Below are 12209 nucleotides of genomic sequence, written 5' to 3'. Positions count from 1 at the left end.
GGTGATAGTGGATTGCGGAAACATGTTGTTATTTTAAACCGCAGCATGGAGTATTTCCAATGCCTTTTCTGCGGCTTCTGTGTTGAGGCCGATATTGGGGAATGTTTTAACCCAGTGGGTTTTAATATTGTCAGGGAGGGCATGTAATGATGAATCATCGTCTAGTATTACATAACTGGCATTACCATGTATGTGTACCCATTTTACCACATCATCCAGCCGGGAAAACCGTAGCGGTATAGGCTGGTTACAGGAATCATCCAGCGTTAGTACTTCGTTCACTGCCTGAAATCTCCTGCTCAGTAGTTCTTTCCATTCGATACTGGAATATCGCGTTCTATGTGTAGTAGTTAAAATAATGGTTGAATTGGTTTCCCCCAACAGCCACTCCAGGCTGCGCTGAGCTATTTGACTGAACTGGTAAAATCCATCTGCATGAATAGCAACCGGCTTCCATCCGGAAGCAGGAACCATCACTCCATCTATATCCAGTAAAATGAACTTCTGCATAGTAATAGTAATAGAACCAATTTAATCAAATTATCACCGCAAACACATTACAGTAAACAATCATAATAAATCTGGCACAGTATTTCGCGTTTAGAAAAATCATAAATTAACTGCATAAAACCATTCTTATGATTATCCAGGCCCTACTCGCTGAATTCGAACAGGAAGTAACCAGCACCCGTAAACTCCTCGATGCTGTTCCTGAAAAAGACCTCGGCTACAAACCCTCCCCCACTTCGTGGACGATGGGAGAACTGGCGCAGCACATCGCTACCATTTACTACTGGTACACGGGTACCCTCACCCAATCGGTATATGATATTGCTGCCGACCATTTGGAGCGCGGCTCCACTTCAGATATTAAAGCTACCCGGGAGCTGTTCGAAAAGAATGTGGAACTGGCAAGGAAAGCGCTGCAGGGCGTTACAGAAGAAAGTCTTACCGAAAACTGGACCATGAAGGCAGGCGGCCACACTGTTCTGGGGCCTTTACCACGCGGCACTGTGGCACGCAGCTTCCTCTTTAACCACATCTACCACCACCGTGGTGAAATGATTGTGTATTTACGCGCTACCGGCAATAAGGTACCCGGGCTGTATGGCCCCACTTACGAGCAAAGCCAGGGGAAAAAGGCGGGATAGCTTATTTCCCTCAAATCCCATAATTTGCAGCTATGAAATTTGGCCAGATCGATGAGGCTCTCCTCTACGAAACCGACTTCAAGCTGCCCGCAGAGCCCGCCTTCAACCAGGGCGCCCTGCCGGGAAAACCCGCAGCCAAACCCGTTATAAGGCTGGGATGCACTACCTGGAACCGTAAAGACTGGGTAGGCGACATCTTCCCCAAAGGCACCCGCGAAAAAGACTTCCTCACTGAATACGCCCGGTCCTACGCCAGCGTGGAACTCAACGCCACACATTACAAGATCTATGGGCCGGATGCTATTGCCGGCTGGTCCGAAAAGGTCAAAAACCCGGATTTCAGGTTTTGCCCTAAAGTGCCACAGTCTATCAGTCATTACAGTAGCCTGGTGAACGCCCGCGAAGCCACTACGGCCTTCCTGGAAGGTGTTCTTGCCTTCGGGGATATGCTGGGGCCTATTTTCCTGCAGGTCAGTGAATCTTACGGCCCTTCCCGGAAAGACCAGCTGTTTACCTACCTGGCCTCCCTGCCAACGGACCTGCGCTTTTTCGTGGAGCTACGGCACCCCGACTGGTTTGCCGACCCACACCACAGCCAGATTCTTTTTGACACTTTCCGCAAGCTCAATACCGGCCTGATAATCACTGACACTGCCGGCCGCCGGGATGTGGTGCATATGCACCTCCCTGTGCCCCGGGCCATGATCCGGTTTGTGGGGAACAGTTTACATTCAACGGATTTCCAGCGGGCGGACGATTGGATCAACCGGCTTCATTTCTGGCTGGAAAACGGGCTGGAAGAAGCCTATGTGTTCATCCACCAGCATAACGACGACGGGGTTACCGAGCTGGCCTCCTATTTTGCAGAGCGGCTGGAGGGCTTCCCCGGCCTGGATATCCGTAAGCCGAAGAGCTTTAAGGAGAATACCCTTTTCTAAGGAAATCCCCCGGCAGCCGCCCCCTCAGGCGATCCCTGTCATAAAAGCAAATATTCCGTGCTTTTAATGCTCCGGGCAATGTATTAATTTCGCATTCATGATCAAGCGAGACGAGCTTTTACAGCTAGGCCAGGAACTGAAAGGCGAACTGTATACCGACGATACCATGCGGACCCTCTATGCCACGGACGCATCCGCTTACCGCGAAATGCCCCTGGCAGTAGCTATCCCAGCCGATGAATCCGATCTTAAAACACTGATCCGCTTCGCACGGCAGCATAAAACCTCCCTGATCCCCCGCACCGCAGGCACCTCTCTCGCAGGACAGGTAGTGGGTAACGGCATCATCACCGATGTATCCCGCACCTTCACCCAAATCCTCGAAATCAATACGGAAGAAAAATGGGTGCGCGTGCAGCCCGGCGTTATCCGCGACGAGCTGAACATGTTCCTCAAACCTTATGGTTTCTACTTCGGTCCGGAAACTTCCACCGCCAACCGTGCTATGATCGGCGGGATGGTGGGCAATAACTCCTGCGGCTCCAACTCCGTGGTGTACGGCAGTACCCGCGAGCACCTGCTGGAAGTGAAGGCCATCCTCAGCGACGGGTCGGATGCCACCTTCGGGACGCTCTCCCCTGACGAGTTCCATGCCCGCTGCGAAGCCAACGACGGCAGGCTGGAAACGGCAGTATACAAACAGATCCGAACCATCCTCGGCAATGCCGGCAACCAGGAAGAAATCCGGAAGGAGTTCCCCAAGCCGGAGATCCTCCGTCGTAATACCGGATATGCCATTGATCTGCTGCTCGAATCCGCCCCTTTTACTGCCGGTAAAGAGGATTTCAACTTCTGCAAGCTCATTGCAGGGTCTGAAGGCACCCTGGCATTCCTGACAGAGATCAAGCTGAACATAGTGCCGCTGCCGCCCAAAGAAACCGGGCTGCTGTGTGTGCATTTCAATACCATCGACGAATCCCTCAGGGCCAATATCATCGCTATGCGCTACAAACCCAGCGCCAGCGAACTGATCGACCACTTCATTCTCGAATGCACCAAGGATAACATCGAGCAAAGTAAAAACCGCTTCTTCGTTCAGGGCGATCCCGGCGCCATCCTCGTGGTGGAATTCTGCCGCAATACCCGCGAAGAAATCACGGCTATCACCGAACAGGTGAAGGCTGATATGCTGGCGGCAGGGCTCGGTTACCACTTCCCCCTCCTGTTCGGGGAGGATACCAAGAAGATCTGGACCCTTCGCAAAGCGGGCCTCGGCCTGCTCAGCAACCTCCCCGGCGATGAAAAAGCCGTTCCCGTGATAGAGGATACCGCCGTGGCGGTAGACGATCTGCCGGAGTTCATCGCGGAGTTTAATGAGATCCTGAAGAAATACGACCTCTACGCCGTTCACTACGCCCATGCGGGCAGTGGTGAGATCCACCTCAGGCCTATCATCAATCTTAAAACGGAAGAAGGCAACCAGCTCTTCCGTACCATCGCCGAAGAAATTGCCACGCTGGTGAAGAAGTTCCATGGTTCCCTCAGCGGTGAGCATGGCGACGGCAGGCTGCGTGGTGAGTTCATACAGCAAATGATCGGCGCACGTAACTACGAATTGCTCCGCCAGCTGAAATACACCTGGGACCCTGAGAATATCTTCAACCCGCATAAGATCGTAGACACCCCGTCTATGAACTCCTTCCTGCGGTACGAACCGGGCAAAAAGGCACCGGATATCAAAACGGTATTCCACTTCCCCGAGCAAACCATCCTGCAGCATGCAGAGCAGTGTAACGGCTCGGGCGACTGCCGCAAAACGCACCTTTCCGGCGGCACCATGTGCCCCAGTTATATGGCTACCCGCAATGAGAAGGATACCACCCGCGCCAGGGCCAACATCCTGCGCGAGTTCCTGACCAACAGCACCAAAGAGAATAAATTTGATCATGAGGAGATATATGACGTGCTCGACCTTTGCCTTGCCTGTAAGGGCTGCAAGGGCGAATGCCCGTCTAACGTAGACGTGGCCAAGCTGAAGATGGAGTTCCTCCAGCATTATTACGATGCCAACGGCGTTCCTCTCCGCGCCAGGATGATCGGTAACTTCTCGCGCCTCAATGCGCTGGCTGCCATTGCGCCCGGTATCTACAATTTCCTGGTAAAAAACAAAGCCACATCTACTTTCATAAAGAAGCTCAGTGGCTTTGCCCCGGCACGTTCCATGCCTACCCTGCAAAGTACCACGCTTCGCAAATGGCTGCGCCGTAACCCGGCTCCGGCTTCCGGCGGAAAGAAAGTGTACCTCTTTTGCGACGAGTTCACCAATTACAACGATACCCATGTGGGCATCAAAGCCGTTCAGCTGCTGCGGAAGCTGGGATACGACGTTACGCCGGTAGACCATCCGGAGAGTGCACGCGCCCTGCTGTCTAAAGGCTTCCTGCGCCAGGCGAAAGTATTTGCGGAGAAAAACGTGTCGCTTTTCGGTGATATCGTTACTGCCGATGCTCCGCTTGTAGGTATTGAGCCCAGCGCCATCCTTACCTTCCGGGATGAGTACCCCGACCTGGTGGGCGATGCCCTGCGCGACAAAGCAAAAACCCTTGCTAAAAACGTGTTCCTCATAGATGAGTTCCTCGCCATGGAGGTGGACAAAGGCGCTATCCACAGCGGCCAGTTCCGTGCCGGGGAGCAGAACATCAAACTGCATGGCCACTGCCAGCAAAAGGCGCTTTCATCGGTGCTTCACAGTAAAAAGATCCTCAGTCTGCCTAAAGGCTACACCGTAGATGTGATCCCTTCCGGATGCTGTGGCATGGCGGGTTCTTTCGGATATGAAAAAGAGCACTACGAAGTGTCAATGAACATTGGGGAGCTGGTGCTCTTCCCGGCAGTGCGTAAAGCAGGTAATCAGTCGCTCATAGCAGCACCCGGTACCAGCTGCCGGCACCAGATCAAAGACGGAACCGGCGCTCATGCCTTGCACCCCGTGGAAATACTCTATGATGCATTAGCATAGCCCTAATTTCAATTAATATACTATCATAGGCATCGTTACAGCCCTGTAACGGTGCCTTTCTCAATTAGTTCATTATCAATCAACTTACAGTCTTCCTTCATCCATCCTCCATCCATCCTCCATCCAACCTATAGCAAACCCTTGATTTTGCTGGCCGTGGATGGAGGATGGATGGAGGATGGCAGGAGGATGTCAGTAGGCATTCCGATACGATATTAACACTAAGGTTGATATTCCTGTATACCAGGCATTTCTGTTTTTACCTGTAAACCCATTTCAGGATTTTCTAAACATCAGTGTAAAACGATAGCAGATCAAGACCAAATCGGTTTCAAATAGAAAAGCCCCGTAAAAGCGGCAAGGGCATTTTACGGGGCTTGTTATTACTTCAGTATGGATTTTACTTTTTGAGGTAGAATTCTCCACCGGTGGGGCCGTCGTACCCTACCAGCCATTTACCACCCAAACTATCGGGGCGTTCCAGATTTGCGCGGAATGAAAATTCGGAGTTACCCTGAATATATTTATACCGGGCATATAATTTCTTATCCTTCAGTTCATACTGCCCTTTGGCGGTCATCGTCTGTCCGTTCCCGATATCACGCACCACCAGATCGCCGTTGCGGGCAAAATCCATTTCAAAATATCCGAAATAACCGCCGAAGGTAGTGTCCCCTTCATCATTACCGTAGGAGTAACCGTACCTGCCCGTCCAGGTACCCTGTAAATATTGTTGGGGATGCTGTGGTTGCGGCTGACGGGACTTTTTGCACGCAAAAAAGGCCATGACAAGGCATAGCGCGAAAATGTTACGAAGCATAAACATGGGGGTTTAACCGGCACAAAACTAAACCGTTCCCCGGCAGCAAACAACCACATAATTATGTGAGTGTCACGAACAAATGCGGGCGGCTTCCTGTTAAAATATGGATTATGAGCCCATCCTCCCTACGCATTACGCTCCTATGCTTGCTGGCCGGAGTTTCCGGAACAGTCCACGCACAATCCGGCGAACTGACGCTGGAAGACTGCTTCCGCCTCGCCCGCCACAAGAACCTGGCGGTAGAACAGGCCCGCCGCTCCCTCAACGCCCGGCAGTATCAGCTGGCCGCTGAAGAAGCCACCTACTTCCCGAAAATCGATCTCCTGGCAGGGTATAATTACCTGAGCCGGCCGCTCGAAGTAAACCTCCAGCAGGTGAAAAACGGAATTGTGGAGGGTTCCTCGCGGCAGAGCGTTAACACTGCCAACAACATCTTTAAAGAAATTACCGGGAACGATCTGCCGCAAAACGTGCAGGACGCGGTATATTCATCTTCCGAAAAGATCATCAATACTTTTTACCCGGATTACAATCCGCCGCTGAGCAAGCAAAGCTACTTTACGGCTGCGCTGGCCCTGCGGCAGCCCATCTACCTCGGCGGCAAGCTCGCTACGGCCCGCAATATTGCCCGGGCGGAATACGATGCCGGCATCGTGAACCTGGAACTGGTGGAAAAGCAGATGGACTTCGCCTTAACGGTTGCCTACATCAAAATACTCTACATTAATGCCATGATGGCCTCGCAGGCGCGGATCGTGACTGCCATGGAGCGCAACGAGCGGTATGCCACCTCACTTGTTAAAAATGAGATCATCCCCCCATACCAACGCAACTGGGCTACCGTTGCGCTTACTTATGCCCGCAGCCGCATGTCGAACCTGGAGCTGGAAAAGATCAATGGACTGGTAGAACTGAAGCGCCTCATGCAGCTCCCGCAGGATACCATGCTGCTCATCAGCGATACCCTGCGGTATACCCGCATCCCTGAAGCTGCGCCACCTCCGGGCTTCTGGCGGGGCAACCCGGCATGGAAGGCTGTAGATACCAAAACCTCGCTGGCTGAAACCACCGTGAAAGCCAGCCGCTCACTGCAACTGCCCAACATCTTCGGTATTGCCAGCCTCAACCTCTACCAACGCGACCTCCCCGTAACCACGCCACCCTGGCTGGTAGGTGTGGAAATGCAATGGAACCTCTTCAGCGGTTTCTCCCGGGAGAAACGCGTGAAAGCCACGAAGCAGCTTGTGGAAGAAGCCCGCATCGCGTCTTTTAACGCCCAGGCCCTGCTGGAAGCCGGTGCCACCGTAGTCCGCAACAAGGTGACCGTGCTGGAACGCGATATGCACAGCCTGCTGCAGGCGCGCGATCAGGCCCAGCTCACCACCCGTCAGGTGGAAGAGCGCCTGTCCGAACAACTGGCTTCCGTGAAAGATGTGAACGAGGCACTGCTGGTGGAAGAAGAGCTGGGAAAAGCCTATTACACCGCCCTTTTCGGATATATGATCGCCGCCGCGGAATTCTATAATATTCTTGGAACACCACAACAAATCACTGCTCTGATACAATGAAAAGATTCTTCACACAATACTGGGCTTTGCTCATCCCCGTCGTGATCCTCGGCATTGCCGTGCTGTTCCTGATACGGCAGTCGCCCTCATCCGAAAACCAGTTCCTGGGCATGGTAGATGCTTCGTATGTAGACGTGGCCGCCGAGTTCCCCGGCCGCCTCGATTCCCTGTTCGTGGAACAGGGCGATACCGTTAAGGCAGGGCAGCTGCTGGGCGTACTCCGCACCACAGAGATCAATGCCATCCGCAATCAGGCCGAAGCCGCCATAGAAGCGGCACAGTCGCAGGTAAAGCTCCTTGAAAAAGGCGCCCGCCCCGAGATCATCACCAATGCAGGTAACCTGTATAAGATTGCGCAGGATCAGTACGACCTGGCCCGTAAAACTTATGAGCGGATGGAAAGATTGTACAACGACAGCGTGGTATCCGGCACGGAGCGCGACATTATTCACTTCCGCTTCCAGGCGGCTAAAAAGGAAATGGAGATTGCCCGGCTGAACCAGCAGATGCTGGAAAAAGGCACCCAGCCCGAGATCATTCAAACCGCCACCGCTATCCTCAAACAGGCGGAGCAGGGTTACGAACTCACCAAAGCACTTACTGACAATACCCGCATCCATGCGCCGGCAGACGGCATTATCTCTTCCCTCGTTATCCACCAGGGTGAGATCGTAAGCATTGGCTACCCTATGATGACGCTGCAGAAAAACATGTCGTATTTTATCCGGTTCAACATCCGGCAGGATAAGGCGGCAGATTACCAGATGGGCGCCAAAGCCAGGGTGAAAGTGCCCGGCTGCGATCCGGAAACGTTCGATGTGCAGGTATCCTCCGTGGCGCCCTCGCTTGAGTTTGCCAACTGGGTACCCACGAAAGAAAAGGGAGCATTCGAACTGCGCACCTTCACCATCGAGATGAAACCTGTTAACGTCACCGCCATACAGGGCCTGCGGCCGGGTATGACCGCATCCCTGCTTACGCCATGATCCGCGCCATCGCACAAATAGCGTTAAGGGAATGGAAGCGCATCCTCACCCGGAAAGATCATTACATCGTGCTGCTGGTGATGCCCGCATTCCTGTTCTTCTTCTACGCTCTCATCTTCGATAAACAACAGGCGGAAGACCTCCCCGTTGCTATCTGGGACGACGACCGCTCCCCCGTTTCCCGCCAGATCACTTTCCTGCTGGAACAAACTCCCAGCATCCATATTACACAGTCTGTTCACAGCGAAACCGAGCTGCGGCAGCTCATGCAGGAAAAAAAGATCATCGGCGCCGTGCATTTCCCCCAAGGCATGGAAAGGGATATCAAAAGCAGGCATCCCGTGAAAGTAGCAGTGTACACCAATGCTTCCGCGCTCATTCCCAGTAAGCTGGTGTATAAAGATGCATCTACCGTTATCATCACGGCAGGGTCGGGCGTTAACCTGCAGAAGTTTATGAAAACAGGGATGAACGAAGGTAAGGCCATGGCGCTTATTATGCCTGTAAGCCTTGAACTGTTTACGCTCTACAACCCTACCTACAATTATCAGACATATCTCGTTCCCGGCCTGGTTACCGTGGCCATGATGATGATGATCATTATGGTGGCGGTGCTGATGTTCAATAAAGAATGGGAAGAAGGCACGGCGCATGAAATGGCTCAAATGGGAAAAGGCAATGCAGGCATTGTGTTTACCGGTAAAACCATTGCGCACCTCATGGCCTCTTGGGTCAATTTCGTGCTGGTATTCGGAGTGATATTTCCCGTGTTTTCACTATACCATCCCGGTACGTGGTGGAACCTGTTTGTGATGTACAACCTTATGGCGCTCGCATGTATCGGTATCGGCGCCATGGTATCTGTCATTATGCTGGATACTATGCTGGCGCTGGATTTCGGCATCTTTTATACATCGCCCGCCTTTGTGTTCAGCGGGTTCACCTTTCCGCGCTGGGGCATGCCCTGGTACGATCAGTATTATGCCGCCATCATGCCGTATACGCCTTTCCTCGATGCGTTCTTCAAACTGTATTTCATGGAGCTGCCCCTGCGCTACGCCACGCCGGAAGCGTTGCGGCTCCTACTGTTCATAGGTTTTACATTCTTCATTGCCGTGTTCTTCTTACAGAAACGGCTACATAAAATTCAGGCCCATGCTGTTCCGCTTACTGCTGCGTGAAGTAAAGAGAGTGGCTGCCGATCACAGCCTGATATTGACACTGCTGCTAGCGCCGCTGGTATACGTGTTCTTCTACGGCAGCATTTACCAGTACAAAGCCGAAGAAGAAGTGCCCATTGCGGTGGTGGATGAAGACCGTACCGGTCTTTCTCAAACACTCATCACCCAGATCGATAATTCACAGATGGTGAACGTGGTACTGCGCACCAACCTCGAAGCAGCGAAGGAAAGCATGTACCACGGCCATACCCAGGGGTTTCTGTATATCGAAAAAGGACTGGAGCAAAAAGTGCTCTCCCTGCAGCAGGCTAACATGGTGCTGGCGGTGAATGCCGCGCGCTTCCTGCCTTCCAGCGAAGTGGCGGGTGCTATTACACAAATCGGACTTACCGTGGGCGCGGGCGTAAGGCTGCAATACCTGCAAAAGAAAGGCATGAACACCGAAGCCAGCATGCAGGAAGTGATGCCTGTAAATATTGATTACCGCCCTATGTTTAACAGCCGCTCCGATTACGGCACCTTCCTCCTCCCCGGCCTCATTGCCATGATATTGCAGCAAACACTGCTTATAGGACTGGCAGGCGGCTCCGCAGCGGAAAGACAGCGCGGTACCCTCTCCGAATGGATGCAGATGGCCGGCGGGAATGCATCTACTGCCCTCTGGGGTAAAGGGATGTTCTATTTCTTCCTCTTTTGCGCATACGCTTACTTCTTCCTCACCGTGAACTTCCAGGTACTGGAATTGGAGATACTCGGCAGCGGGTGGGAGCTGGCGCTTATTACCGTTATATTCCTGCTGTCGCTTATACCCATGGGGATTTTTATTGGCCTGCTGTCTAAATCACAACTGCTGGCCACGCAGCTCATGGTGTTTTCCACTTATCCCATCTTCCTCATCACCGGCTACAGCTGGCCACTGTCTGAGATGCCGCCACTGGTGAAAGCCGTGTCGTACATGCTGCCCATAACCCCGTTCCTTGGCCTGTACCAGGGCATTGTGCAGCAGGGGGCACATATTACAGACAGGGTGCAGGATCTGTATCACTTATCGGCCCTCTGGTTCTTCTACACCGCCATTTGCCTGTGGAAGATGCGGCGGCTGGAAAAACGCAATGCCATCGCCCATGCGGTCTAAAGGCGGCATACTCATTACCCTCATGCTCGGGACCATCATGGCCTCGCTCGACAGTTCCATCGTCAACATCTCCCTGCCCATAATGCAGGATCAGTTCGGCAGCAGGATGGATGAGGTGCAATGGGTGGTAACGGCCTATATGATGGCCTTTTCCGTGTTCATGCCACTTACCAACTGGCTGAAGAACCGCATCGGGTTCTTTAATCTCTACGTGGCCAGTTTAAGCATATTTACCATCGGCTCGTTACTCTGCAGTTTGTCTGACACCCTCGAAGGACTGGTAGCCAGCCGTGTAATACAGGCCATTGGCGGGGGCGCATTGCAGCCTACCGTGCTGGCCATGCTCACTTATATATTTCCGCCGGAGATCAGGGGGAAGATGATGGGCTGGTGGGGCTTTGGCGTAGTGTTAGGGCCTGCCCTCGGGCCTACGCTGGGCGGGATACTCACCGAACATCTGGGCTGGCCTTCCATCTTCTGGATCAACGTGCCCATAGGTGTTGTTACACTCGTGATGTGTTATTACTACCTCGGCTTCATGCGCGGACAGGAAAAAACGAAACAGCGTTTCGACACGCCGGGGTTTGCGCTGCTTACCACATTCCTGGTAACGCTGCAGTTAGAGATATCCCGGCTGGAGAAAGACAGTACCACGCTGTATGGTTTTATCGCTTACTTCACAGTGGCCGTGCTGGCACTGGTATTCTTTATACTTTGGGAACGCAACCGGCGGGATGGTATTTATGATATCCGCATTTTCCGTAACTGGCCTTTTGTATCGGCCCTGATGGTGACCGCCGTACGCTCTGCGGCGCTGTTTGGCGGGGTGTTCCTCCTGCCCTTCCTACTGCAGCGGCATATGCATTTCTCCGAGATGAATGCCGGTATGCTGCTGCTGCCGGCGTCAGTAACCCTTGCCATCATGATGCCATTGGCGGGGAATTGGGTAGATCATCATAGTCCAAGGGGTATCGCAATTGTGGGACTGCTTTTATTATCGGTAACCATGGTGCTTTTCGGGCGGATGGATGTGGGCAGCAGTGTTACGTTTATTGTTACTGCCATGCTTATCCGCGGCCTGGGGCTGGGATGCCTCATGACGCCCGTTACCGTGGCTACGGTGAATGCCGTGCCGCGCCCGCTGCTTACGCAGGCATCTTCCCTCAATAATCTTGTGCTGCAGGTAGCAGGGGCTATCGGTGTGGCCATATTATCGGTCGTGCATCAGCAGGTGGGCGATTATTACCTTGGACAGGGATATAGCGAAACGGGCGCCGAGCATCTGGCCTTACAATATAGTTTTAATATATCTGCGGCTTTGCTTGTGCTGGCGGTGGTTCCTGCACTCTTTATCTCTAACCGCAGGGCACAGCAGCATACCCCGGCAACCGCAAAAATTCCGTAATTT

The 12209-nt window shown here is 52.9% G+C and carries 10 protein-coding genes; 8 read left to right on the top strand and 2 right to left on the bottom strand.

Translation table 11 applies throughout. From position 1 onward, the window contains the following. Positions 1 to 33 precede the first annotated feature (33 nt). Positions 34 to 510: an HAD domain-containing protein gene (locus tag DEV76_RS10060; protein ID WP_109697779.1), complete on the bottom strand. Its 477-nt coding sequence runs from the start codon at positions 508 to 510 to the stop codon at positions 34 to 36. 128 nt (positions 511 to 638) lie between these two features. On the opposite strand from DEV76_RS10060, the gene DEV76_RS10055 reads away from it, so the two are divergent. From DEV76_RS10055 to DEV76_RS10045, 3 genes are all read left to right on the top strand, one after another. After that, positions 639 to 1151 carry a DinB family protein gene (locus DEV76_RS10055; RefSeq protein WP_109697778.1) on the top strand — a complete coding sequence of 171 codons (513 nt, stop codon included), beginning with the start codon at positions 639 to 641 and terminating at the stop codon, positions 1149 to 1151. Positions 1152 to 1183: 32 nt separating this feature from the next. Then, on the top strand, positions 1184 to 2089 hold the full coding sequence (locus DEV76_RS10050) for a DUF72 domain-containing protein (RefSeq protein ID WP_109697777.1): 906 nt from the start codon (positions 1184 to 1186) through the stop codon (positions 2087 to 2089). Between the two features lie 97 nt (positions 2090 to 2186). Continuing rightward, positions 2187 to 5108, top strand: a complete 2922-nt coding sequence (locus tag DEV76_RS10045) for an FAD-binding and (Fe-S)-binding domain-containing protein (protein WP_109697776.1) — start codon at positions 2187 to 2189, stop codon at positions 5106 to 5108. 400 nt (positions 5109 to 5508) lie between these two features. On the opposite strand, the gene DEV76_RS10040 is transcribed toward DEV76_RS10045, so the two are convergent. After that, a complete protein-coding gene (locus DEV76_RS10040) occupies positions 5509 to 5928 on the bottom strand; it encodes a hypothetical protein (RefSeq protein WP_157962810.1) in 420 nt (139 codons plus the stop codon). Positions 5929 to 6041: 113 nt separating this feature from the next. Between DEV76_RS10040 and DEV76_RS10035 the strand changes: the two genes are divergently transcribed. From DEV76_RS10035 to DEV76_RS10015, 5 genes are read left to right on the top strand one after another with little or no spacing between them, the layout of a single operon-like run. Continuing rightward, positions 6042 to 7499, top strand: a complete 1458-nt coding sequence (locus tag DEV76_RS10035; protein WP_109697774.1) for a TolC family protein — start codon at positions 6042 to 6044, stop codon at positions 7497 to 7499. After that, positions 7496 to 8485: an HlyD family secretion protein gene (locus DEV76_RS10030; RefSeq protein WP_109697773.1), complete on the top strand. Its 990-nt coding sequence runs from the start codon at positions 7496 to 7498 to the stop codon at positions 8483 to 8485. The genes DEV76_RS10035 and DEV76_RS10030 overlap by 4 nt, the downstream gene beginning before the upstream one ends. After that, complete coding sequence (locus DEV76_RS10025; RefSeq protein WP_109697772.1) at positions 8482 to 9666, top strand: ABC transporter permease; 1185 nt, start codon at positions 8482 to 8484, stop codon at positions 9664 to 9666. The genes DEV76_RS10030 and DEV76_RS10025 overlap by 4 nt, the downstream gene beginning before the upstream one ends. Next, complete coding sequence (locus DEV76_RS10020) at positions 9641 to 10801, top strand: ABC transporter permease (RefSeq protein ID WP_109697771.1); 1161 nt, start codon at positions 9641 to 9643, stop codon at positions 10799 to 10801. Before DEV76_RS10025 ends, DEV76_RS10020 begins: the two co-directional genes overlap by 26 nt. After that, a complete protein-coding gene (locus DEV76_RS10015; RefSeq protein WP_109697770.1) occupies positions 10779 to 12206 on the top strand; it encodes a DHA2 family efflux MFS transporter permease subunit in 1428 nt (475 codons plus the stop codon). Before DEV76_RS10020 ends, DEV76_RS10015 begins: the two co-directional genes overlap by 23 nt. The last annotated feature ends 3 nt before the right edge of the window (positions 12207 to 12209 follow it).

It is taken from the genome of Chitinophaga deserti (genome assembly GCF_003149455.1).
GTDB lineage: Bacteria > Bacteroidota > Bacteroidia > Chitinophagales > Chitinophagaceae > Chitinophaga > Chitinophaga deserti.
This window is presented reverse-complemented; position numbering and strand designations above follow the sequence as displayed.

What these genes read in the sequence shown, in the direction of transcription:
- DEV76_RS10060 (WP_109697779.1), bottom strand. Translation starts at nt 510, where the DNA reads ATGCAGAAGTTCATTTTACTGGATATAGATGGAGTGATGGTTCCTGCT.
- DEV76_RS10045 (WP_109697776.1), top strand. Translation starts at nt 2,187, where the DNA reads ATGATCAAGCGAGACGAGCTTTTACAGCTAGGCCAGGAACTGAAAGGC.
- DEV76_RS10035 (WP_109697774.1), top strand. Translation starts at nt 6,042, where the DNA reads ATGAGCCCATCCTCCCTACGCATTACGCTCCTATGCTTGCTGGCCGGA.
- DEV76_RS10025 (WP_109697772.1), top strand. Translation starts at nt 8,482, where the DNA reads ATGATCCGCGCCATCGCACAAATAGCGTTAAGGGAATGGAAGCGCATC.
- DEV76_RS10055 (WP_109697778.1), top strand. Translation starts at nt 639, where the DNA reads ATGATTATCCAGGCCCTACTCGCTGAATTCGAACAGGAAGTAACCAGC.
- DEV76_RS10030 (WP_109697773.1), top strand. Translation starts at nt 7,496, where the DNA reads ATGAAAAGATTCTTCACACAATACTGGGCTTTGCTCATCCCCGTCGTG.
- DEV76_RS10040 (WP_157962810.1), bottom strand. Translation starts at nt 5,928, where the DNA reads ATGCTTCGTAACATTTTCGCGCTATGCCTTGTCATGGCCTTTTTTGCG.
- DEV76_RS10020 (WP_109697771.1), top strand. Translation starts at nt 9,641, where the DNA reads ATGCTGTTCCGCTTACTGCTGCGTGAAGTAAAGAGAGTGGCTGCCGAT.
- DEV76_RS10015 (WP_109697770.1), top strand. Translation starts at nt 10,779, where the DNA reads ATGCCATCGCCCATGCGGTCTAAAGGCGGCATACTCATTACCCTCATG.
- DEV76_RS10050 (WP_109697777.1), top strand. Translation starts at nt 1,184, where the DNA reads ATGAAATTTGGCCAGATCGATGAGGCTCTCCTCTACGAAACCGACTTC.